A 24,862-nucleotide genomic window follows, 5' to 3' on the forward strand; every position below is an offset into this window, starting at 1 on the left:
CCGATATTCATATACGTGAAACTTTTTATAAAACATAAATTATTAACTTTATATATACTGCTAAACCTTGTAGCAGGAATGCTGATGGTACTGAATAGAAGTAATTTCGTATTTAATTTACAGTCTATTTATGCACTTGGTGTATACCCTATTCAAAGTGCAACAAAAAGTGTATCAAGAGCTTTTGTATATCTCTATACCAGCATAACAGATATATTTACACTTCAAAGTCAAGTGCAGATATTAAGAGACAGAATAGCTGAATTAAGCGGTGCTGCTTTAGAATATGAACAGTTAAGTGCTGAAAATGAAAGACTTAGAGGATTATTAAATGAAGCTCCTACAGATGAATATCCTTTGGAATATGCTGAAATAGTTTCTAAAGACCCTCAGAACTTCTACACTACAATAGTTATAAATAAAGGCAGTGCTCATGGAATAGTAGTAGGAATGCCTGTTATATCTTATCAAAACGGATATAAAGGTTTAGTAGGAAAAGTTGTTGAGGTTAGAAGATACAACAGTAGAATATTATCTTTAGTTGACCAAAGATCACAAATATCTGTAATGCTTGAAAGCTCAAGAACTACAGGTATAATGGTAGGACAAAGCCCTAAATCCACTCAAACACATTTGCAGTATATAGATTTACAAATGGATGTTGAAGAAGGTGAAAGAGTTGTTACTAGCGGTATGGGCGGAGTATTTCCAAAAGGTATATTAGTAGGTACTATATTTAAAGTTGAAAAGAAAAATTACGGACTTTTCCATGATCTTTATGTTGAGCCTGCTGTCAATTTCTCTACTTTAGAAAATGTTTATGTTATAAAGAAAATTCCAGATCAGGAAATTATTATGCTTGCCAATGAAGAAGATACAGAAGCAAATGGAGATGCAGTAAAATGAAAAGAATAATAACTGTAATCATTACTACTCTGATTTTACTTCTTATACAATCATCTCCTGCTTATGATTTGATAAGAGTAGCACTTGGAGCTAAACCTGATTTACTTCTAATTTTTTTAACATTCATAGCATTCCGATATGGACCTTTTGACGGAATAATATACGGATTTATAATAGGACTTTTACAAGATATCGTATCAAGCGGTACATTCGGTTCTTATGCCATAATATTTCTTAATATTGGTTTCTTTGTAGGATTCTTTAACACAAGAATATTCATCAAGCAAATAGCAGCAGGAATATTCGTAACTTTAGTAGGTTATTTAATAAAAATTATTGCATTATTTTTAGTAACTTCTATATATTCAGATCTTTCAAATGTTGCTGTCTTAATAAGATCAGAACTTCTTGTAGGACTTCCTCTCACAGTTATATTATCCTCTCCTGCATTTATCTTATTTGAAAAAGTTGCTCCTCTAATATATGATAAGCAGAAAATACATGTTGATGACAGTACTAAGGAATATACAGAATAAAACATGGCAAACTCTGAAATTGAAATAAAAGCATATATAAGAGATTTTGACTCTGTTCTAAATTTTCTAAAAAGCAATGCAAAATTCAAAAAAAAATATTTCAAAAAAGATATTTACTATGCCAAAGAAGGAAGTATTAAAACAGGAAATATAAAAACAAGCGACTGCATAAGACTTAGAATAGAGCATGGAGGATATACTTTCTGCACAAAAGAAAGAACATTGATTGATGGTGTAGAAGTCAATGAAGAAATAGAAGTAAAAGTAAGTAAGAGAAAAGCAAAATTCATTATTAACTTTTTATCAAAACTGCAGAAATATAAAGAATATGTAAAAAAAGAAAAAAAAGGTTATGCTTTTATATATAAAAATGCTTTAGTAGAAATATCAAAAATAAAAAATTTAGATGACTTTATAGAAATAGAATTTTTAAACTCAGATGAAACTATAGAAAATCAAATACTTCAATTAAAATCTATATTAAATGAAATAGGTATTGAAGAAAAAGATATAGAAACCAAACCTTATATTGTTCTACTTTCAAAATAAAATATACAACAAAAAAACATAATATTTTTCAACATTTACACTCAATTTACATAAAAAATATTGAAAACTTCATTATTTTCAGTATAATAATGATATAAAACAATAATTTACTAAAAAATAAATAAAACATATTAGGTAAAAAATGAATAAAACACACTATAGTATACTTTTTATAATTTTATTATCAGCTTTATTATATAGTCAAAATACTAATGATAATTCATTAGAAAATAAAATGAATAAATACAAAGAAAAAGTAAGTGTACAATGGAAATATAATCCTCTTAGGATATATGAAACCGATAAATATTTTTCTCCATGGCTTGATCCGGATAACTATAATACAAGTTTTTGGTTCGGAGATGTTTTAAATGCAAATCATTTATATCCTAATAAAAATTTTAATGTAGATAATATCGTAATGTTTTTTAGTCCGAAATTGGCTGTAGATTTGGCACCAATTGCATTTAATATAAATGGAGATAAACATAGATTCAGAATAGGCGTAGGATATTTATTAAAATTATTCTTCAGCAGCTATAAAAAAGGAGAAGATCAATTATATGGTGCTACTTTTTTGTACGGAAATTATATGCAGGTAGAAGCTTATTTTGAATATATATTTGATAATAAATTGAAAGTGAGATTCGCTCCTTTAAGACATATATGTATTCATATGGGAGGAGATATACTTGGAGATGAAACATTATATGATAAAAGCAAGGAAGAATTCAGAGATGTTGGTTTTGAACAGATGCATTTATCAGCGAATTATAGATGGGGATGGTTTTCATTCTATGGAGGAACATCGTTTGCCATATCTAGCTTTGATATATCTAATTTAGTTAATTTATTTAATATTTATGGCGGTGCTGATGTAAGAATACCGTTATGGGGTGAAATAAGTTTAATTACGGGAATTCATCTAGGAGCATATTTAGATAGAATCAATTTAATAAATAGGACTGCTGGAAGAGGACAAGGATATCCTATTATTGGCAGATATGAAGAATGGACGCCTTCTATAGCTACTGGTGTAGGTTTTGAAGTATACAGATTTGTAATAGGCGTAAAATATGAATATGCAAGATCAAAACAATTATACGCTTATAAAAAAATGGAAAGCAGAATAGGTTTAGATGCTAGTTTATTCTTCTAATTATATTTTAATTAGAAATTAATTTATATAATAATTATTCAGCATATATACTTTATTTTATAATATTTACTTTTAATAAAAACAATATAAAATATATATATTATGAAACATATTTTTATTATACTATTATTAATAATATCTATATCAGAAATATCATACTCTTATGAATTAAGATTAAATTTTTCAAGAAGTTATATATATGATGATAAATTATATGTAGATGTTAAAACTTTTTATGAGGATCAAATTTATCAAAATATAAAAAAATATATAGATAATGGAATCGTAGTATTTATTAATTATAGAGTAGATTTAATAAAAAAGAATTTACTATTTGATGATAATATAAGAGAAATATATTTATACAGAAAATTATATTATGATTTTTTTACTAAGGAATATGTAGTTTTAAACTCAGAAACTATGAGAGAAATAAGAAATACAGACTTAGAAATTTTAATTAAAAATATTTATCAAATAAATAGAATAGAAGTAATAAATGTAAATAAACTAAATAAAAACAATAAGTATCTATTCAAAACTAGATTGTCAATACAATTTCAAAATGCATATCCATATTTATCAGTATTTTTCAATATAATAACCCCTATACAATATAGAATAAAATGGTTAAAATCTAATGAATTCAGTATTAAAGAGTTATATTATAATAACATGTAACTATTATTTATAATGAAAAATCCGATTTATAAATATAAAAAATCGTTTTAGGAAAAAAACAATAAAACAATTTTTTTAAAATATTTAAATATTACCAGAGGATAATATGCGTTTTTATATTAATATTTTAATTATCTCATTATTATTTACTATGCAGGCATTTAATCAGGAAAATACAAGACTTGAAATAGTAAAATGGGCTAATTTTTATATGAATAAAAAATATAAATATAATCAAAGCGATACTATAACAAATCCTTTTTCAAAAGAAAAGAAGAAAGTAAATTTTGACTGCTCTGGATTTGTTAACGCTGTATATTGGACTGCCATTGAAAATCCTACTATCAAACTTCAAGGATCAACAGAAAATATACATTTTATTCTATCCAAAGAAAATAAAATATATAAAAATGTTAAGCCTAATATAGGAGATATAATATTTTTTGATGGAACTACAAATCCTAATAAAAAACTTACACATTCAGGAATTGTTGTAAATATAGATGAAGATGAAACTATAACTTATATTCATTCATCTACAAGTAAAGGACCTATTTTGGGATATATTAATTTAAAATATCCTGACTTAGCAAGAAAAGACGGAAAACAAATAAACAGCTATCTTAGAAGAGGTGATGCACCTTATTCATTAGCTTCGCATTGTTTTAACAGTTATGGCACTGTATTAGAAAAACCAAATTAATCTAAAATATAATAATATTGTAAATTGCCTTGACTTTTTACTAATATTTTATAAAATAATTTACTATGTATAAGAGTGTATTATGCGTTTTTATATTGTTATACTATCATTATTTATGATATTGTTTAATTCAGTATCATTTACTCAAACTTACGGATATGATAAGGAATATCAAAAGAAGTTAGAAGAAAGCGGAGTTGAAATAAATGATACGCAAAAGCAAAAAGTTAGAAATGATATAAACAAATGGGCTAACTTTTATTTAGATAAGCATTATCAATATAATGAAAAAGCTACATTAACACACCCTACTTCTAAAGAGAAGAAAACATTTAGATTTGACTGTTCGGGATATGTAGCTGCAGTTTATTGGGCTTCTAATATAGCGGTATTTGAAAAACAAGCGATTTTAGATTCTGGCGGAGTAAAGACTATATATGCTACTTTGTCAAAATATAAAAAAATTTATAAAGATGTTTTGCCTAATGTTGGTGATATAATAATGTTTGACAAAACTACTTCTAATGATAAAAAGCTTACACATGCCGGTATAGTAATAGAAGTTGATAAAGAGGATGAAACTGTAACATATATTCATGCTTCTACAAGCAAAGGACTTATTATTGGATATATGAATTTGAAATACCCTGATTTAGCAAGAAAAGATGGGAAAATAATAAACAGTGCTCTTAAGAGAGGCGGAGGAGTAGATTCTTTAGCATCTCATTGCTTTAATAGCTATGGTACTATCTTGGATATACCTGAAGAATAATAATTTGTAAATATTTGATATTTTATTAATATTTATTTATATATAAAAGTTAAAATAAGTTTGGAGAATACATGAGTAGTAAAAAAAATAATAGAAGACAATCTATGCCGCAATCCGGAGGGGGCGGAAATCAAATTATAATCATACTTCTTCTCACAATGGTTGTAGTAATGGCTATAATGTACTTTCAAAAAACACCGCAGGTAAAAGCTCAGGAATGGGATTATTCTACTGTGGTACAAAAAGTCAAAGAAGGAGTTGTTAAAGAAGTTACTATAGTAGATCAGAACATCAGAAATGGTAAAGCTATAGAAACAGTTAATGGAAAAATTACTGAGATAAACTTTTACTCTTATATACCATTTACTGCAAGCGGATTCGTTAACTTACTTATAGATAATAATGTTAAAGTTAGAGGAGAAGCTGAAAAACCTAGTTATTTAAGTCTTATACTTGTAAACTTACTTCCTATACTCTTAATAGGATTTCTGCTTTGGTTCTTTATGTTCAGGCAGGTTCAGGGTTCTAATAACAGAGCTATGAGCTTCGGTAAAAGCAGAGCAAGACTTCTCACTAAAGAAGATGTAAAAGTAACTTTTAAAGATGTTGAAGGATGTAAAGAGGCTAAAGAGGAATTACAGGAAGTTGTACAATTCTTAAAAGATGCAAGCAAATTTACAAAACTTGGTGCTAAAATACCTAAAGGAGTACTATTAGTAGGCCCTCCTGGTACTGGTAAAACTTTACTTGCAAAAGCTGTTGCAGGAGAAGCTAATGTACCTTTCTTTAGTATGTCTGGTTCTGAATTTGTTGAGATGTTTGTAGGTGTTGGTGCTTCAAGAGTTAGAGATTTATTTGAACAGGGAAAAAGATCTGCTCCTTGTATAATATTTATAGATGAGCTTGATGCTGTAGGTAGAACTAGAGGTGCTGGATACGGCGGCGGTCATGATGAAAGAGAACAAACATTAAACCAAATGCTTGTTGAAATGGACGGTTTTAATACTGATACTAGAATCATAATATTTGCTGCTACTAACAGACCTGATGTACTTGACCCTGCTTTGCTTCGTCCTGGAAGATTTGACAGACAGGTTGTTGTTGATTTGCCTGACGTTAAAGGAAGAGAGGGAATATTTAAAGTGCATGTTGCTAAAATACAGCATGATCCTTCTATAGATTTGTATCATTTAGCTAGAGCAACTCCTGGTTTTTCAGGTGCTGATATTGCTAATATGGTTAATGAAGCTGCATTAATAGCTGCTAGAAATGATAAACCAAGAGTAGAACTTTCTGACTTTGAAGAAGCCCGCGATAAAGTTATGATGGGTCCTGAAAGAAGAAGCATATTAATAAGCGAAAAAGAAAAATTAAATACTGCTTATCATGAGGCAGGACACACTTTAATGGCTGTACTTCTTCAAAATACAGATGCTTTGCATAAAGTTACTATTGTTCCTAGAGGAAGAAGTTTAGGTGCTACTTGGACTTTACCTGCTGATGGAAGATATACACTTCAAAGAAAAAAGGCTATTGATGAAATGTCTTTACTTCTTGGAGGACGTGTTGCTGAAGAGTTCAAATTCGGTGAAGATTCTGTAACTACAGGTGCTTCTAATGATATAGAGAGAGTTACTGAACTTGCTAGAAGAATGGTATGCGAATGGGGTATGAGCAGACTTGGTCCTATATCATTCGGACAAAAAGAACAGCCTATTTTCTTAGGAAAAGAGATTGCAAGACATAAAGATTATAGTGAAGAAACAGCTCAGAAAATAGATGAAGAAGTTCATAAATTTGTAATGAGAGCTTATGAAAGAACTAAAAAATTAATAGCTGAAAATGCTGATAAATTTGAATCTTTATCCAGAGAGTTATTTGAAAAAGAATCTCTTGATATAGAAGATATAGAAAGAATATGCGAAGTAAAATTAGACAGAGTTAAAGATAAGCTAGTTTATGCTGGTAAAGATCCAAAAAGAGGTACTGATGAGCTTGAAGATCCTTCAGCATATCAGGAAGGTGAAGTAAAAAGCGTAAAGGAAGAAGTTTTTAATACTCCTATAAAACCTCTTAAAAAATCTGATAAAGAAGAAGTAAAATCTATAAAAAAATCAAGTGTGAAAAAAGTTTCTTCTTCTACTAAAAAGAAAAAAACAGAAGAATAAAAAAATGTTTTTCTGATAATATCATAAATGCCGTTAGTATATTTATTATGCTGCGGCATTTTTATTTATTAACTTATTTTATAATAAAATCAATAAACCTAATAAAAACTTGGGTTGCTTTTTCAAATTCAAACAAAAAACAAAAAAAATTGTATTTAAACATAAATTTTAAATGCTGGTGTATAAAAAGTTATTAATCATCTTCTAAACATTGAGGATTAGTAATTTCAAATCTCTCATCAATATTTTTCTCTCCCCATTCGCACATAGCTTCTAATATTTTATATAATGATTTGCCTTTCTTAGTAATTGAATATTCTACCTTTGGAGGAACTTCTGGATATATTTTTCTGCTTATGAGTCCATCTTCTTCCAACTCTCTAAGCTGATTAGTTAATGTTCTTTGAGATATAGGCTTCATATAACGCATCATCTCATTAAATCTTTTTGTTTTATTTTCTATAAGATAATTAAGTATTATTGGCTTATATTTACCGCCTATCATATAAAGTGTAACACCTATCTCTGATGATACTTTAATCTTTTTCATAAATACTATTTCCTTTAATAAAAATTAATAATGCAGTGAAATTCATGTTACTTAATAACAAATATTTCCGTTCTTGTTTTACTCTATCTATACTGTATTATAAATCATAAATTATTTTTATAAAGGAGTTTTTTACAATGAAAAAATTAGTTGTAATTACAGGAGCAAGCTCAGGTATAGGAATGGAAACTGCTAAAAAATTTTCTGAAAATGGATATCCTACTCTATTAATATCAAGAAGAAAAGAAATAATGGAAAAATTAAATTTAAAAAATTCTATAAGTGTTTCTGCTGATGTTACAAATTTAGAAGAAATAAAAAATGCAGTAAAAATAGCTGAAGAAAAATATGGAAAAACAGATTTGCTTATAAATTGTGCAGGAGTTATGCTTTTAGGAAATATTGATAAACAAAGTTATGAAGAATGGAAAAACATGATTAATGTAAATGTTAATGGCATACTTACAACTACAAATGTTATACTTCCTGATATGATAAAAAGAAATGAAGGAACTATTATTAATATAAGTTCAATAGCTGGAAAAAAAACTTTCACAAATCATGGAATATACTGCGGAAGTAAATTTGCTGTACATGCTATTACAGAAAGTATAAGAGAAGAAGTTGCTGATAAAAATGTAAGGATAATAGTTATAGCTCCCGGAGTAGTAGAAACTAATCTTTTAAGCCATACTACAGATGAAAATATAAAATCTGATTATATTGAATGGAAAAGAAGTATAGGAAATGGACTTAATGCTTCTGATATTGTTAATTGTATAGAGTTTGCCTATAATATGCCTCAGGATATATGTGTAAGAGAAATTGTAATAGCAAAAACTAAACAAGTAGATTAATTTATATATTCTTAAAAAATAAAATCATTTAAATTTTTTATTAATTTATTAACCCTACCAACACAAAAATATATTCTTTTATAAAAAACTAGAAGTACATATTTAATCAGTACTTCTAGTTTATTTTTATAAAAACAATATTTTAATAATAATTAATTTTTCATTATGTCATTTAAGCATTTAAAACCATGAGAAGTTTCAGCATTTCTAACAGCATTATTTATAGCCTTACCCATTACAATAGCTGCAATTGTACCTACAGCATCCAAATTTGCATTAACTTCTCCCACACTCATAGCATAAATACTGTCTCCGTCTAATGTGGTATGAACAGGTTTTATAGTTCTTGCAAATCCATTATGTGCCATTGAAGCTATTTTTCCCATTTGTGATTTTGTGAATTTAGCATTCGTTATAATAGCACCTATTGTTGTATTCTCTTTAGTGTTTGAAGTAAAAGATAAATTATTATTCTGTGTGATTTTTATTAACTCTTCTTCTGAACTTCTAAATCCATTTTTATTTTCATTAAGAAGACCTGCAATCATTTTACCGCTGTCATAATCATATACATCACCAAAAGCATTCACAGAAACTACAGCCCCAATCTTAACATCATCAACTTGTACAGCGTAAAAACCAAGACCTGACTTCATAGCATAATCAGCACCTAGTATCTTTCCTACACTTGCACCTGTTCCAGCTCCATAATTACCCATTTTAGGATTATTATTTTGAGCATTAACACAAGCATCATAGCCCATGTTAATATCAGGACGAACTTTATAATCTCCAATTCTCAAATCAAATATACAAGACTGACATACTAAAGGCACCTTTGTAATGCCAACATCAAAACCAATATTTCTCTCCTCTAAATATTTCATAACTCCGCCTGAAGCATCTAATCCGAATGCACTTCCACCGCTAAGAAGAACAGCATGAACTACATCAGTAGAAGCCTGTGCCTTTGTTAGTTCACTTTCTCTTGAAGCTGGTCCCCCTCCCCTAACATCTAAACCTATAACTGCTCCCCTTTCGCATATTATAACTGTACAGCCTGTTGCCGCCTCTTTGTTCTCAGCATTTCCTATTTTTATATTTTCTATATCTGTTATTTTTATCTCTTTCATAATCTTATCCTAATTTATTTATTTGTTTGCATATTATATTTATAAAACAAAATAAAAAGAAATGCAAACTATTTTTTATAATACACATATTAGAAAATAAGGTTTGTGTGGTCAGGATTAAGTAAATTAATTTATGATAATTTTTATATGTAAATAATTATATTTTTAATAATAATTATATATTAATTATATCCATCACTTCTTCCTAAAGATATACCTAAAACTAAACCTATAGATAAATCAGAAAAATTATATTTTTTATATATATCATTACCTAAATTATTATTAACAACATCAGTTTTGTACTGCATACCGAAATTATACATCATATATCCTCCTACGCTAATAGCAAAATTAGGAACTAAATATATAAATCCTTCAACAGTAAGTTTTATATAAGGCATTATAGGAGCTTTAAATAGATTTCTCATATCATTAACATTCCAATTATTTAAATTAGGTGCTGACATAAGTCCTATATACCTACTTGATGCTACCATAGCATATACAGGTGCTAATATTCCTGTACCAAATCCTATAGACATTTTACTGAAATTTAATTTAACTGTAGCTCCAACCATAATAGAATAAAATGCCATAAGTTCTGTATATTTTTTATTGTTTTCTTTATAATCAGACATCAAAGCATTAACGCTAAAACCAATATCTCCAAATAAACTTACTCCTTTAACAATACTTGTATAATCATCTTCAAATAACTTAAAATAATTTCCAATTTGGAAAAATAACAGACCCTCAAAACCTAAAGTACCGTCAACACTGTCATAAATAGTATTTTTATATTTATCATTTACTTTTATAGAATTAAATGGAAAAGCAATTCCATAATGTCCATTGAAATTTATCTCTAAACTAGCAAATGCACTATATGTAATAGTTATAATTAAAATGTTTACAAATAAAAAATATTTAACTATTTTCATAGTATAACCTCTAATATTTAATAATTTATATTATATAAATTATTTAAAATAAAAAAAGCTGTCTAACTAAAATTAAGTAAGACAGCTAATATTTATTATATATGAAAAAATCAATTATCTATTATGCGAAATCTTAAAAAACTCAATACTTCTTTCCAAAAACTCTGCTTTTTCAACTAAATTTCTTGAAATTTCATTTGAATTTTCAGCTAAAGCAGCATTCTGAGTTGTAGCAGTTTCCATATTATTCACTTCTATACTTATTTGATTAGTACCTGATTCCTGCTCTAAGGCATTTGAAGTGATTGTCTCCATTAATTTTGAAGTATCTGATACTTTATTCTGTAAGTCCACAAATATTTCCTGAGATTGTTTTGCTGTTTGAGTGGCTGTATCTATTTTTTGAGAAGTATTATCTACCAATTCTGTTATATCTTTAACTGAAGCCTGGGTAGTTTGAGCAAGATTTCTTACCTCAGAAGCAACAACAGCAAATCCCTTTCCCTGATCTCCGGCACGTGCTGCCTCTACTGAAGCATTAAGAGCCAATATATTAGTTTGAAAAGCAATATCCTCAATAATCTTTGTAATATCTTTTATTTTCTCGCTAGCCTGATAAACTTCTTCTATATTTGAGGCTGTTTGTGCAATTATGCTTGCAGCATTTTCTATATACTGCATAGATTCTGACATCATATCCTTTCCAAGTAAAGATTTTTCAGTAGAAGTTTTTATATTAGAAACCATTTCCTCTATACTAGCAGCTGTTTCCTCTAGACTAGATGACTGCGAATCAGTTCTTACAGATAATTCATTACTGCTTTCCATCATACTTTGTGCTGCTGTCATTATCTCCCTTGAAGCATTATTAACATTAGAAACAACTTCAGCTAATCTGCTGCTCATAACATCAAATACTTTTTCCAATTGTCCAAATTCATCTTTTCCATAATTATCTTTAATATAAGCATTTATATTTCCTTCTGATATACTAGTAGCATGCTGCATTAAAACTTTAAGAGGATGAGTAACTTTTTTAATATAAAGAAAAGCAAATACATTAATAAAAATGATAGATAAAATACATATTATAATAGATATTATTATAGAGTCATTATTAGCCTTATAAATAACTTTATCATCCATAGCCATAATTAAATACCAATCTAAATTCTCAAGTCTGCTGTAAACTGCTGTTCTAGGATCATGACTTACAGAAGATATATAATTCATAACACCAGAAGACATACCTCCTTTTATTATTGAACCGTATGCATCATTAGCCTTGGTATTAATCTCATTTTTTGTATCTAATACAACGGTATTATCATCATCAATAGCAAATATTCTAGTTCTTTCAGGCAATTTCAATTCCTGAAGTTTAGCAGCCAAATCCTCCCAATCCATGATCATATATACATTTCCAACATATTCCCCATTATATTTTACTCCACAAATAACTGCTAATGACCATTTTTTATCAGCACTTGATTTTTGTATACTGTCATCAAAAGATGCTTCATTATTGTTCTTCTTTAGAATATTTAAAATATTAGGTCTTACTGTTGTTATATTTTCACCTATTTTTACACTATTAACATTGTCTAAAATTATACCATTAGTATCTGTTATGCCTATATCAAGTACATATTCATTAATTGCTTCAAATTCAGTAAGTGTACTTCTTATATCAATCTCTCTGTTTACTAAATAATTTCTTACTATAGGAGATACAGCATAAGTTTTTATTAAATTCCTGCTGTCATCAAGCCAAACATCAAGCATATCTTTGTAACCATTAACTGTATTATCAAAACCAGATAATGTTGAATTTTTCACTATTGCATGCGATCTGTATGATAATATCGCCACTATCAAGACTAAAAAAATTGTACTTAAAATGCTTATGGCTATAGGCATTTTAACCCTTATAGAATGTATTTTTCTCATATATTTTCCTTTTATAAAACTATTTTATATAAATATATAATATTGATAATAAAAAAATTTTTAACAAAGGTTATAATTAGTAAAAATGCAGTATCTGCTATTATAATAGTTTCATTATTAAAACAAAAAATTGATATATTTAAACTCTTGAATAAAAGATGATTATAAATTAAAAACTGATAAAGTCAATAAAAATCTAAAATATTTTTTTACTTTTACACATTTTTCTAAAAATTTTTTTTACAACAAATATTATAAAAAATAAAAAAGCTGCCCAACTTTTTATTGAAGTCAGACAGCTTATAATTTATATTAAATAAAATTGATTACTTAATAATTTGATCAGCAATACCTAATATTGCTTGAATTTTTGGTGAGAAAGCAACTATAGCACCAGCAAATACAACACTTATCAAGCTCATTAATTTGATAAGGATGTTGATTGAAGGTCCAGAAGTATCTTTGAATGGGTCACCAACTGTATCACCTATAACAGCAGCAGCATGGTTAGGGTTAGTAATTTTTTCACCTGTTTTTTCATCGATGATTTTTTTACCGCCTAAATTACCAGCTTCGATGTATTTTTTAGCATTATCCCAAGCACCGCCGGCATTAGACATCATAACAGCCATAGCAAATCCAGCAGTTAATCCTCCTACTAACATACCTATAACAGCAGGTACTCCGAATAAGAAACCAACTACAACAGGTACGATAATAGCTAATACAGAAGGAACAATCATTTCTTTCTGAGCAGATTTAGTACAGATTTGAACAGCTTTTTCATAATCAGCTTTTACGCCTTTTTCACCAGCTAATAAACCTTTAATCTCTCTGAATTGTCTTCTAACTTCTTCTACAACACCTGCAGCAGCACGTCCAACAGCTTTCATAGTTAAAGCACAGAAGAAGAATACTAACATAGCACCAATAAATATACCTATTAATACTTTAGGGTTCATTAAGTGAATATTGAAAGCATTCATAAACTCATTCATACCTAAACTATAAACAACTTTGTCATATAATTCTTTAGCACTGTTAGCAGTATATTGAACAGTACCTATATCTATAGAAGTAAGATTACCAGTATTTATCATTCTTCCTAAAGAAGTTTTAATTTCCTCAATATAAGCAGCAATCAAAGCCATAGCAGTTAAAGCAGCAGAACAAATAGCGAAACCTTTACCAGTAGCAGCAGTAGTGTTACCTAAAGAGTCTAAAGCATCAGTTCTTTCTCTAACGCTTTCAGGAAGTCCAGACATTTCAGCGTTACCACCAGCATTGTCAGCTATAGGACCATAAGCATCTGTAGCTAATGTGATACCTAAAGTAGATAACATACCAACAGAAGCCAAAGCAATACCATATAAACCTTGAGAGAATGCAGAAGCTTCAGCACCGAAACCGCCTGCGAAACCGAATGCTAATATTATAGATATAACTACTGTAACAACAGGTATTAAAGTAGATTGCATACCTACAGCAAGTCCGCCGATTATAACTGTAGCAGGACCTGTTTTAGATTGTTCAGCTACCCATTGAGTAGGTCTGTATTCAGCAGCAGTATAATATTCAGTGAAGAAACCAACTACGTTACCAGCTATAAGTCCTACAATTATAGAAACGAATAATCCTAAATTGTTTGGAAGTAAAGCTTTTACAAGTAAGAAAGCAACTACAATGATTATAGCACTGCTCACATAAACACCAACTCTTAAAGACTTTAATAATTCTCCCATAGTAGCACCTTCTTTAGTTTTAACGAAGAATACTCCTATAATAGAAGAAAGAGTACCAATAGCAGCAAGTATCATAGGAAGAGATACAGCAAATATTGGACTTACATCAGGATTAATATATCCAAAAGCAGCAGAACCTAAACTCATAGCAGCAAGTATAGAACCTGCATAAGATTCATAAAGGTCAGCACCCATACCAGCAACGTCACCTACGTTATCACCTACGTTGTCAGCTATAACAGCAGGGTTTCTTGGGTCATCTTCAGGTATTCCAGCTTCAACTTTACCTACTAAGTCAGCACCAACGTCAGCAGCTTTAGTAAATATACCGCCTCCAACACGAGCAAATAAAGCTTGGAAAGAAGCACCTACACCAAAGCTAAGCATTGTAGTAGTTACAAAGTGCATTTTAGCAGCAGTATATTCGGCAGTACCTTTAGCTATGCCTGTAGCAGCTAAATTAAGGAAGTCTGTACCAAATAAACTATTATCAAGCCATACATTTAATACTATAAACCATAATGAAATGTCAAATAAAGCAAGACCTACAACAGTAAGTCCCATAACAGCACCAGAACGGAAAGCTATTGTTAAACCTTCATTTAAAGACTTGCTAGCAGCATTTGCAGTTCTAGCAGATGCATAAGTAGCAGTTTTCATACCTAAGAAACCAGACAAAGTAGAGAAGAAACCGCCTGTTAAGAAACCTATAGGAATGAAAGGGTTTTGCACTTTTAATGCATAAGAAAGAATAGCAAAAATAATGAAAGCTCCAGCAAAGAAGAAAGCTATAACTTTATACTGTTGTTTAAGATAAGCTATAGCACCTGAGCGTACATGTGAAGCTATTTCTTTCATAGTTTCATTACCTTCATCTTGTTTACGCATCCATTTATAGAAATAGAAGGCAAACGCTAGTGTCAAAATTGCCGCTGATATTGTAAAAAAGCGGGCGTTTTCAGCTAATATTTCATAATTCATACACATACCCTATTTTTTTGAATTTTGTTAGATTTTGTACAGTTATTGATTATAACCCAAATTGTATAAATTGTCAATTGATTTTTACGGTATTTTTAATACATACTAGACCTATATTGTATTTTTTTCACACTATTAATTTATACATTATATACTAAAAAATTACATTATATTATTGAAAAAAAATAAACTATTATTATAATGTTAACATTATCTAATAAAATAAAATATTATATTCGGAGTATCATATGAAAATATTGTTCATACGCCATGGTCAAACTCAATTAAATGCTGAAGGAAGATGGCTTGGTTCTACCGATGCTCCATTATCTGAAGCTGGTAAAGAAGTATTAATTAATAAAAAAAATATAATAGAAAAATATAAGCCTGTTCAAAAACTATATTGTAGCCCTATGAAAAGATGCCTAGAAACAGCTGATATATATTTTAATGATATGGATAAAAAAGTTATAGACGATTTGAGAGAAAGATGTTTCGGGGATTTTGAGGGCAAAAACCATGATGAATTAAAAAATAATCCTTACTATAAAGAATTTTTCAGAACTAATTGGAAAAGCAATGTACCAAATGGTGAAACTTCTGAAAATTTCTTTAATAGAACAGAAAATGCTTACTTCTATATAATAGAAGATATGAAAAAAAATAATTTAGATTATACCGCTATTGTAACCCATGGTGGTGTTATTATGTCTATATTCAGCAGATATGATAATCAAAAATTAAATTTTTATGATTATCTTTTACAAAATGGAAGCGGATATTATGCAGAAATAGATGATAAAAATAATATAAATATTATAGAAAAGTTATAATTTTACGATGATTATTAGTAATAACTTTTTTGGAATAAACAACATGAAAATATTATTAATACTTCCTATATCTTTTCTTTTAAATATATTTATAAAAAACATTAAATTTGATCCTTTTGTTTTTATATCAAGGCTTCATTTTATAGCTGAAGATTTATTCAGAAAAAAAGGAAATGCTGAAAATAAAATATTAGCTTCTATAATAGGAATATTATCATCTTTGATACTCATAGCAATATGTTTTTTAATTCCTTTCTTTCTTTTAATGCTTTTATACAAAGTACATTTTATATTAGGATTAATAATAGAACTTGCACTATGTTATATAACATTAGGTATTAGAAAGCCTTTGGAAATAAGTTCATATATATATCATAGTTTAATAATAGGCGATATAAAAAAAGCTAAGTCTCTTTTGAAAGAAAATGCTGAAGTGGATGCTGATGATATTGAAGATGAACAAATGATAAAAAATACAATAGAATATACTATAATAAGCATTGCTGAAGATTATATATACCCTGCTATATTTTTACTATTAGGAGGAGCTCCTTTATGTATAGCATATAAAGTTATTTATGTGCTTTCTGAAAGTTCTTCTGATACTATATATTTAGATGAAAATAAAACTGATGATATATTTGGAATATTTAATATTAAATTATGCTATATATTAAATATAATACCCTCATTCTTTACTGCTTTAATTTGTATTATCACATCTATATTCTTCAAATATGAATATAAAAATGCAATTTCTGTTTTGAAAAAAGACGGTAAAACTAATAAGGCAAGATTAGAAGCAGGAATTGCGGGACCTATGAATATAGAACTTGGAGGTGAATATATAAAAGATGGGGAAATATTCGACAGACCATTGGTTGGTGAATATTTAGAAGATTTAAATCCTAATCATATAGAAAAAGCTAATAAATTTATATTAACTTCTGCTATATTTGCTTTAGCAGCATTGATAATCATCAAGCTTATTTCTATGCTCATATCTTCAATATTTTAAAATGATAAATAAAAAATATAATTATAGGCTTTAAATAATATAATATTGATTATTATTTAAAGCCTATATTTTTTATACTAACTATTCATTTTGATAAACTGCTTTACTTACTAAATTATCATTCTTTAAATTCGTATTATAAAATATAAATAAAAACAAAATAGCTAATATTAACTGTGATGCAGGTACAGCAAACCAAACACCATTAAGTTTCAAGAATAAAGGAAGTATCAATATACATAAAGGACTTACAAGAAAAGGATCTATATATGTTAAAAGCGTAGAATATATGCTTTCTCCTGATGAATAAAAATATGCAGTTCCAAGTCTTACTATAGGCTGAAATATAAAACCTGATGATATTATAGGAAGCCCCAAACTTATTATAGCATTAGTTTCTATAGATGCCCCAAATAATATTCCAAGTTTATTTCTAAAAATCAATACTATTATTATAAGAAAAGCTCCAAGTATAATATCAAATAATATACCTTTTTTAAATACTTTTCTCATAAGATCATTTCTGCATGCACCTTTAAAATAACTTATCATAGGCTGACAGCCCTCTGCAACTCCCTCAAATAAATGCAAAATAGAGCCGTATATATAATTCATTACAGAGTATGCAGTAGTTCCTAAATATCCGCCGTATTTGATGCATTGAAGATTATTAAATATCACTATAAGAGAAGGAGCCATAACCAAACCAAATGGAGATAATCCTATTTGCAAAGCTCTCTTTGTCATAGATAAATCAAAATCTGATAATCTTATTTTTGTTCTGTTTTTCTTTCTTATAAATAAATAATAAACAGCTATCAAAGCAACTAATCCTTGAGCTATTATTGTAGCTAAAGCAGCACCAAACATTTCTAATCTAAACACCATTAAAAATAAATAATCAAGAATAATATTTGTTATAAGTCCAACTCCCATAAAACTCATGGCATGAATAGTTTTTCCTGAATTTCTTATTATAGGCATGCTTCCAAATGATATTATTTGAAAACTGCCTCCTAAAATTATAGTAGTAATATATGAATCAGCCTGTTTAAATACCTCATCTCTTGCACCAAGTAAATATATAAGACTGTTTTTTAATAAAAGAAGAACAATAGTTAATATTATACTAGCTAATATTAAAGAAATAAAAGTATTTACTTTAGCCCTATTAAATCCTTCTATATTACCCTCTCCAAGATATGTTGACATTATAACAGAGCCTCCCATACCAAGCATAATAGCTACTGCCATAAGCAAAGTACCTATAGGATAAACTAAATTAATCGCAGTAAGCCCAATATCTCCCATAGAATTGCCAACGAAAAAACCGTCTACAACTATATAAAATCCTCCAAGCATAGTTGATACTATAGCAGGTAAAACATATTTGAAAAAAGACTTATCCATTTTTTGAATATTCATCATAATAAACTCCTTTAAAATATAGTCTTATTTCGTACTATTAGTAATAGAGTATTATATACATGTTTATTTGTTTGTCAATAGAAAAAGTACGATTTTTTACTTTTTTATTAATATTGAAATATTTAACTTTTAATATATATTTAAAATTATTAATATAAAGAGGAAAGAATTATGACTAAATATAATATAAAATTTTACTTTCTAATATTAATATTATATATAGTATCTTCTTCTTTCATATTTTTTGATGATGGAGGAAATATAAAATTTATACCATATACTTCACTGCCAGATAATATTCAGGAATTTGTAAATACATACTTTAGCGAATATGAAGTACATAGTGCTGCTGTTTCATCTCATTATATAGTTATTTTCAAAGGCGGTTCATCAATAAATTTTAATATAAAAGGCGAATGGACTTCAATAATAGGAAATAGAAAAATTATACCAATTAATATAGCTTCAAAATTTATTGATGCTAAAATAATGAATATTATAAAAAATAAATATACAACTATAAATAATATAAATAAAAAAAGTAAAGGATATGAATTCAAAGTAGATGATGCATATTATATTTATATAGATTATGAAGGAAATATTTTAAAAACCAAGAAAGCCTAAAATAATCAATTAATAAAAATTATAGTTTTCAATTTATTTATACACAGCATAACTGATAACTTATGGATTGACATACTCTAAATAATATTATATTGTTTAACCCAAAAAATTATTACTTTAATTATTAAAGGAGTTTATATATATGAAAACAAAAGAAGAATTAGTGGAATTTCTAAATAGAAAAATTGAAAATAATCAAAATCTCGATGATGCTCATAATTATATCTTTTTAAAGGCATACTTAGAAGATATGATAGAAAAAGAAAAGAATGAAGAACATAAATAATTTCTATAGCTGCAATAAGGATAATTATGGATATTCTTTCATTAAAAAGCCTGCCTCAAAAAGCAAGAGAATTTATAGAGACATACTTTTCTGATTATTATGTATTTAAAGTAACATTTAATTCATCATATAGTGCAGTATTTAAAGGCGGTTCATCAATAAATTTTAATACAAAAGGAGAATGGATTTCTGTAATAGGAAACGGAAATGAAATACCATTTAATATAATAGAAAAACTTTCTGAAGATAATAATATAGAAAAAGAAATAATAAAAACTATAAAAAATAAATATACAGATTTTAATATATACAGAATCATTAAAAGAAAAAATAAATATGAAATAGAAATCAACAGCAATATAATCATAATAGATATTGAAGGGAATATATTAAAAATAAAAAATGTATGAAATATATATTGAAATTTGTATTTTTAAGGTTATTATATTGAAATGAAAAACATATTGATAATTTTTTTTATATTAAATTCATTTTTATTTGCACAATATTATTCTTATACTAATATTCCATCTTTTCAAAAAAATGAGTATTTTGTTCATAAAGGAGTATCAGGAAAGAAAAATAATGCTGTAATAATATATACAGAAACATCTATAGATAATAACGGATACTGGAATATTAAAGAAACATCTATAAAAGGTTATGTAACAAATAAATTAAAAGATCCGTTCTTACTTGAAGAAAGTATGATGACGAATATTAGAAAGTCAGAAATGTATTCTAAAATAGATCTTGTAAATATGAGAACTGTTTATAATAAAACTATAGATTATTATGATTTCGGTACTATGGAGCATACATTCGATATAAGAGGCAAGGTAAATTATACAAATGCAGAAGGTTCTTTGGCCATATTCTCTATGTACGGAGCCTATCAAATAGCTAGAACTTTCCCTCTTGAGGCAACAAATGAAATGAATATTATTATGCCTATGACTTCTAAAGATAATAAAATAAGAGTGTCCATACTTAATAACGGAATAAAAAAAATAAAAATACAAAATGAAGAAAAAGAATGCTATGAAATGGAAATAAAAATAGAAGGAATTCCATTCTCAATATTTCTTCCTAAAATAGCAGCCTATATTGAAAAAGATGATAAAACAAGAAAAATAATCAAATATAATACTATGTCTGGAATGCTTGATACTATGGATATTTTCCTTACAGAGACAGAAAAAAAATAATTTACAAAATACAGGAGAAATAATAATGAGCGAATTACAAATATATTGCATAAATAATAATATGTACGGTATGAATTCTTATGTAGTAATAGCTGATGATGAAGCTATGATTATAGATGCAGCACAATTAAATAATTATAATGCTTATAAAAAAATATTAGAAGGAAAAAAGCTAGTAAGAGTAATATATACTCATGGACATTTTGACCATATATCTGGTGCAGATGACATAAGAAACGAATTTCCAGATGTTCCTCATTGCGTACACAGTATGGATTATGATTTCTTTCAGGACGGAGGATTAAATGTAAGTTCATATTTGGGAAGCGTAATAAAATGCCAAAGCCCTGAAATACAATTCAATGACGGCGATACTTTCAAATTAAAAGATATAGAGTTCAAAGTTATACATACTCCAGGACATACAAGAGGAGGCGTATGCTTTTATACTAAAGGACATTTATTCTGCGGCGATACAATATTTGCTTACGGAATAGGAAGAACAGATTTTCCTACAGGCGATTTTCCTACATTAGAAGAAAGCATATCCAAAAAAGTATTTGCTTTAGATGATGATACTCTATTATATCCTGGACATGATGCTTATGGAGTAAAATTATCCCAAAGAAAGAAAATGGGTGTCTTTTAATCTAAATACAAAATGATAATAAGTGCAAGCAGAAGAACCGATATACCTTCTTTACATACTAAATGGTTTTTGAATAGATTAAAAGAAGAATATGTTATTACACAAAATCCTATAAGCAAAAATAATTTCTACAAAATACCATTAAATAAAAATATAGTTGATATAATAGTATTTTGGTCAAAGAATCCTAATATAGATTTTTTAAAAGAAGTTAGAGATTTAGGGTACGAGTTCTATCTGCATTTCACTATCACACCTTATGACAAGAATATAGAAATAAATATACCTGATAAAAATTTATTAATAAAAAACTTTCAAACTATAAGCAAATTATTCGGTAAAGAAAAAATTATATGGAGATATGATCCTATTATTTTGAATGATGATTTTGATACTCATTATCATATAAATAATTTCAAAAACTTTGCTGATAGTTTAAATGGTTATACAGATGAATGCATATTCAGTTTTGTGCAAATATATTCAAAGATAAAAAATAATATTAAAAATATAAATGATAATGATAAACTTTTATTAATAGAAAATATGAAAGAAATATCTGAAAAAAATAATATAAAATTAAAATCCTGCTCTCAAGATTTTGATAATATAACAAATATAAGAGTGGAAAAATCAGCCTGCATAGATAAAGAAAGAATACAAAAAATATTAGGATATTCTATAAAAGAAAAAAAGGATAAATCTCAAAGAAAATTATGCAATTGTATAGAAAGTATTGATATAGGAATGTATAATACATGTACTAACGGATGTATATACTGCTATGCCAATTCAAAAAATATATTAAAAGATTATGATGCAAACAATGAAATATTATCAGATAAAAATTTAATTGATAATAAAAATATAAATATACAAGAAAGAAAAATAATAATTAATGAAAAAAATGCCGTATTTAAACTTTAGGATATTTTTATGTTAAAAGAAACTTATAATTTTCTGATTTCAAATATAGATGATATAAAAAATAAAACTTTAGCCGTAGCATATTCAGGCGGAATAGATTCTCAAGTTTTGCTTAATATTGCGTACAGATTAAAAGATGAGTTATCATTCAATTTAATAATAATACATGTTAATTATAATCTTAGAGGAGAAGATTCTACAAATGATGAATTATTCGCAAGAGATATGGCCAAGAAATATAATATAGAAATATATGTCAAAGAAATAAAACCTAACAGCTATAACGGAAAAAATATTCAGCTTGAAGCTAGAAATGACAGATATAATTTTTTTGAAGAACTTCATAATAAAAAAATATACGACTATTTATTAATAGCACATAATAAAGATGATTTAGCTGAAACTATAATTTACAGAATGATTAAAGGGGCTGGAACTAATGTCTATAAAAGTTTAAGAGATAAAAAAGGATACATCTTAAGACCTATTTTAAATTTCTATAGAAAAGATATTGAAGCGTATGCTAGAAATAATAATCTTGAACATAGAGAAGATGTTTCAAATAAAAAAAATTATTATTCTAGAAACAAGATAAGAAATTTGATAATACCAATGCTTGAAGAAATAAATACAAATGCTAAAAACAATATTATAAGATTTGCAAAAAGAAGCTATGAAGAAACATATATATTAAGAAAAAAAATTAATAAATTATACAAAAAAAATATATATAAAAAAAATACTAAACTTAATATAGAAAAAATAAAAAATACTAATGAACTTTTTATAAAAAAAATCATAGTTAAATTTTTAGCCAAAAATAATATAGAGATAACGGAGAAAAGAGTTTCAGAAATATTAAAAGTGATAAAATCAGATAAACCGAATATAAAATTAAGACTAGATAATTTTTATTTGATAAAAGAATATAATTATATTAATATAAAAGCTATAGAAAAAAAACTTGATAATACGAAAACAAATAATTTTATAAGAATTGAAAAAGATGGAATATATAATTTTTTAAATAAAAAAATAGAAATAAAAACTGTATTAAATAAAAATATTAATTATAAGGATAATATGTATATAAAAGCAGATTATCCATTAATAATAAGAAATAAAAAAGAATCTGACTTTATAAATGCTTATCCTAATGGAAATAAAAAATATTTAAGAAAAATTTTCATAGATTTAAAAATACCTTTGTATGAGAGAGAATTAATACCAATAATAACTTCAGAAAATGATGATATACTAGCATTATATTTAGAGCCTTACGGATTAAATAGAATATCAAAAAATGCTGCTGTAAATAAAGATGATGAATATATATTAGAAATAAATGTTTATTATGATAAAGAATGATTAATTAAAAAGGAATAATAAATGGCATTTTCGGATAATGAAAGAATGATATTTGGAAAAGGCGTTGGCTGTGTAGTAATAAAGGACGGTAAAGTTCTTCTAGGACGTCATAATTACGGCAGAGGAAAAGGACTTCTTATAATACCGGGAGGATTCATAAATGAAAGAGAACTGCCTGCTGAAGCTGCTGAGCGTGAAGTACTAGAAGAAACAAATGTAAAAGTAAAGGCAAAAGAAATAGTATCAATGCGTTTTACTGAAAATGATTGGTATTTAGTTTTCAGAGCAGAATATATTTCAGGAGAGGCAAAAGTTAATGACAGTGAAAATAGCGAAGTAATTTGGCTTGATGTAGAAGAAGCTTTAAATAAAAAAGATGTCCCTCCGCTTTCAAAAGAAGCAATAAAATCATGTTTAAAATTTATTAACTCAGAAAATAAATATGCCATGAGTATAAAAGAGGATTATGATGCATCAAGAGAATTAGGTTCTTATGCCTATTATGATTAAATTTATACCTAAACAATTACATTTTGTCAATTTTTATATTTTGTAAATGTATTATCAACTTTTTTGTCGCTCAAAAAAGTTGCTGCCACAGGCACGCTTCGCGAAAACGCATATACTACAGCTTAATATTTTAAGAATATGTGTTAAATGTAATATAATACTGTAATTTTATGTCAAAAATGCAGTCTTTCGCGAAGCGTATCCGAGTCTGTCGAGGATATAGGTTCTTTGTGTCAACAAAAGAACTTGGGGTTCGGCACGTCTGTGTACTTCGTAGGGCTAGCCCCTGAAAATAATAACAATATAAAAACTAATTTTGACAAAGTTAAAAATTTTTAATATATACTATTAAAAAAGCATAAGTATAAATAATTATA

At 27.3% G+C, this 24,862-nt stretch carries 25 protein-coding genes; 19 read left to right on the forward strand and 6 right to left on the reverse strand.

The window, feature by feature from the left end; translation table 11 throughout:
• Positions 1-27: 27 nt before the first annotated feature.
• The 8 genes from mreC (at position 28) to ftsH (ending at position 7,474) form a co-directional block, all read left to right on the forward strand.
• The gene (gene mreC / locus BHYOB78_RS11035; protein ID WP_080513333.1) at positions 28-906 is read left to right on the forward strand and encodes a rod shape-determining protein MreC; all 879 of its coding nucleotides are present in this window, start codon (positions 28-30) and stop codon (positions 904-906) included.
• The gene (gene mreD, locus BHYOB78_RS11040) at positions 903-1,442 is read left to right on the forward strand and encodes a rod shape-determining protein MreD (RefSeq protein WP_012670862.1); all 540 of its coding nucleotides are present in this window, start codon (positions 903-905) and stop codon (positions 1,440-1,442) included. The genes mreC and mreD overlap by 4 nt, the downstream gene beginning before the upstream one ends.
• Positions 1,443-1,445: 3 nt before the next feature.
• Positions 1,446-1,991 carry a class IV adenylate cyclase gene (gene cyaB / locus BHYOB78_RS11045; RefSeq protein ID WP_012670863.1) on the forward strand — a complete coding sequence of 182 codons (546 nt, stop codon included), beginning with the start codon at positions 1,446-1,448 and terminating at the stop codon, positions 1,989-1,991.
• Positions 1,992-2,133: 142 nt separating this feature from the next.
• Positions 2,134-3,150 carry a hypothetical protein gene (locus tag BHYOB78_RS11050; protein ID WP_020064611.1) on the forward strand — a complete coding sequence of 339 codons (1,017 nt, stop codon included), beginning with the start codon at positions 2,134-2,136 and terminating at the stop codon, positions 3,148-3,150.
• A gap of 102 nt (positions 3,151-3,252) precedes the next feature.
• The gene (locus BHYOB78_RS11055; protein WP_012670865.1) at positions 3,253-3,831 is read left to right on the forward strand and encodes a DUF4390 domain-containing protein; all 579 of its coding nucleotides are present in this window, start codon (positions 3,253-3,255) and stop codon (positions 3,829-3,831) included.
• A 106-nt stretch (positions 3,832-3,937) separates the two neighbouring features.
• Complete coding sequence (locus tag BHYOB78_RS11060; RefSeq protein ID WP_020064612.1) at positions 3,938-4,534, forward strand: NlpC/P60 family protein; 597 nt, start codon at positions 3,938-3,940, stop codon at positions 4,532-4,534.
• A gap of 82 nt (positions 4,535-4,616) precedes the next feature.
• Positions 4,617-5,306: an NlpC/P60 family protein gene (locus BHYOB78_RS11065; protein WP_020064613.1), complete on the forward strand. Its 690-nt coding sequence runs from the start codon at positions 4,617-4,619 to the stop codon at positions 5,304-5,306.
• Positions 5,307-5,377: 71 nt separating this feature from the next.
• Positions 5,378-7,474, forward strand: coding sequence for an ATP-dependent zinc metalloprotease FtsH (gene ftsH, locus BHYOB78_RS11070; RefSeq protein ID WP_012670868.1), 2,097 nt, complete (start codon positions 5,378-5,380; stop codon positions 7,472-7,474).
• Positions 7,475-7,667: 193 nt separating this feature from the next.
• On the opposite strand, the gene BHYOB78_RS11075 is transcribed toward ftsH, so the two are convergent.
• On the reverse strand, positions 7,668-8,024 hold the full coding sequence (locus BHYOB78_RS11075) for a winged helix-turn-helix transcriptional regulator (protein ID WP_020064614.1): 357 nt from the start codon (positions 8,022-8,024) through the stop codon (positions 7,668-7,670).
• Positions 8,025-8,161: 137 nt separating this feature from the next.
• Between BHYOB78_RS11075 and BHYOB78_RS11080 the strand changes: the two genes are divergently transcribed.
• Positions 8,162-8,881 (forward strand): SDR family oxidoreductase, encoded by a 720-nt coding sequence (locus BHYOB78_RS11080; protein ID WP_012670870.1) that lies wholly within the window; start codon positions 8,162-8,164, stop codon positions 8,879-8,881.
• Positions 8,882-9,033: 152 nt separating this feature from the next.
• On the opposite strand, the gene BHYOB78_RS11085 is transcribed toward BHYOB78_RS11080, so the two are convergent.
• The 4 genes from BHYOB78_RS11085 to BHYOB78_RS11100 all read right to left on the reverse strand — a co-directional run bounded on the left by BHYOB78_RS11085 (position 9,034) and on the right by BHYOB78_RS11100 (position 15,631).
• Positions 9,034-10,014 carry a P1 family peptidase gene (locus BHYOB78_RS11085; protein ID WP_020064615.1) on the reverse strand — a complete coding sequence of 327 codons (981 nt, stop codon included), beginning with the start codon at positions 10,012-10,014 and terminating at the stop codon, positions 9,034-9,036.
• Between the two features lie 182 nt (positions 10,015-10,196).
• Positions 10,197-10,958: a hypothetical protein gene (locus tag BHYOB78_RS11090; protein WP_020064616.1), complete on the reverse strand. Its 762-nt coding sequence runs from the start codon at positions 10,956-10,958 to the stop codon at positions 10,197-10,199.
• 114 nt (positions 10,959-11,072) lie between these two features.
• Complete coding sequence (locus BHYOB78_RS11095) at positions 11,073-12,908, reverse strand: methyl-accepting chemotaxis protein (protein ID WP_012670873.1); 1,836 nt, start codon at positions 12,906-12,908, stop codon at positions 11,073-11,075.
• 326 nt (positions 12,909-13,234) lie between these two features.
• A complete protein-coding gene (locus tag BHYOB78_RS11100) occupies positions 13,235-15,631 on the reverse strand; it encodes a sodium-translocating pyrophosphatase (RefSeq protein WP_020064617.1) in 2,397 nt (798 codons plus the stop codon).
• Between the two features lie 248 nt (positions 15,632-15,879).
• Between BHYOB78_RS11100 and BHYOB78_RS11105 the strand changes: the two genes are divergently transcribed.
• Positions 15,880-16,464 carry a histidine phosphatase family protein gene (locus tag BHYOB78_RS11105; protein WP_012670876.1) on the forward strand — a complete coding sequence of 195 codons (585 nt, stop codon included), beginning with the start codon at positions 15,880-15,882 and terminating at the stop codon, positions 16,462-16,464.
• A gap of 43 nt (positions 16,465-16,507) precedes the next feature.
• On the forward strand, positions 16,508-17,482 hold the full coding sequence (locus BHYOB78_RS11110; RefSeq protein WP_012670877.1) for a cobalamin biosynthesis protein CobD/CbiB: 975 nt from the start codon (positions 16,508-16,510) through the stop codon (positions 17,480-17,482).
• Positions 17,483-17,563: 81 nt separating this feature from the next.
• On the opposite strand, the gene BHYOB78_RS11115 is transcribed toward BHYOB78_RS11110, so the two are convergent.
• Positions 17,564-18,910: an MATE family efflux transporter gene (locus tag BHYOB78_RS11115; RefSeq protein WP_020064618.1), complete on the reverse strand. Its 1,347-nt coding sequence runs from the start codon at positions 18,908-18,910 to the stop codon at positions 17,564-17,566.
• A gap of 171 nt (positions 18,911-19,081) precedes the next feature.
• On the opposite strand from BHYOB78_RS11115, the gene BHYOB78_RS11120 reads away from it, so the two are divergent.
• The 8 genes from BHYOB78_RS11120 (at position 19,082) to BHYOB78_RS11150 (ending at position 24,485) form a co-directional block, all read left to right on the forward strand.
• Positions 19,082-19,537, forward strand: a complete 456-nt coding sequence (locus BHYOB78_RS11120; RefSeq protein WP_020064619.1) for a PepSY-like domain-containing protein — start codon at positions 19,082-19,084, stop codon at positions 19,535-19,537.
• Positions 19,538-19,679: 142 nt separating this feature from the next.
• Positions 19,680-19,823 (forward strand): hypothetical protein, encoded by a 144-nt coding sequence (locus BHYOB78_RS13645; RefSeq protein WP_012670880.1) that lies wholly within the window; start codon positions 19,680-19,682, stop codon positions 19,821-19,823.
• A 26-nt stretch (positions 19,824-19,849) separates the two neighbouring features.
• Positions 19,850-20,233, forward strand: coding sequence for a PepSY-like domain-containing protein (locus BHYOB78_RS11125; protein WP_020064620.1), 384 nt, complete (start codon positions 19,850-19,852; stop codon positions 20,231-20,233).
• Between the two features lie 42 nt (positions 20,234-20,275).
• Entirely contained in the window at positions 20,276-21,031 is a 756-nt protein-coding gene (locus tag BHYOB78_RS11130) for a lipocalin/fatty acid-binding family protein (RefSeq protein ID WP_012670882.1), read from the forward strand.
• Between the two features lie 25 nt (positions 21,032-21,056).
• Complete coding sequence (locus BHYOB78_RS11135) at positions 21,057-21,680, forward strand: MBL fold metallo-hydrolase (RefSeq protein WP_028331340.1); 624 nt, start codon at positions 21,057-21,059, stop codon at positions 21,678-21,680.
• A 12-nt stretch (positions 21,681-21,692) separates the two neighbouring features.
• Entirely contained in the window at positions 21,693-22,607 is a 915-nt protein-coding gene (locus BHYOB78_RS11140; RefSeq protein ID WP_020064621.1) for a DUF1848 domain-containing protein, read from the forward strand.
• A gap of 9 nt (positions 22,608-22,616) precedes the next feature.
• Entirely contained in the window at positions 22,617-23,975 is a 1,359-nt protein-coding gene (tilS, locus tag BHYOB78_RS11145; RefSeq protein WP_020064622.1) for a tRNA lysidine(34) synthetase TilS, read from the forward strand.
• 21 nt (positions 23,976-23,996) lie between these two features.
• A complete protein-coding gene (locus BHYOB78_RS11150; RefSeq protein ID WP_020064623.1) occupies positions 23,997-24,485 on the forward strand; it encodes an NUDIX domain-containing protein in 489 nt (162 codons plus the stop codon).
• Positions 24,486-24,862 lie beyond the last annotated feature (377 nt).

The organism is Brachyspira hyodysenteriae ATCC 27164, from assembly GCF_001676785.2.
Lineage (GTDB): Bacteria > Spirochaetota > Brachyspiria > Brachyspirales > Brachyspiraceae > Brachyspira > Brachyspira hyodysenteriae.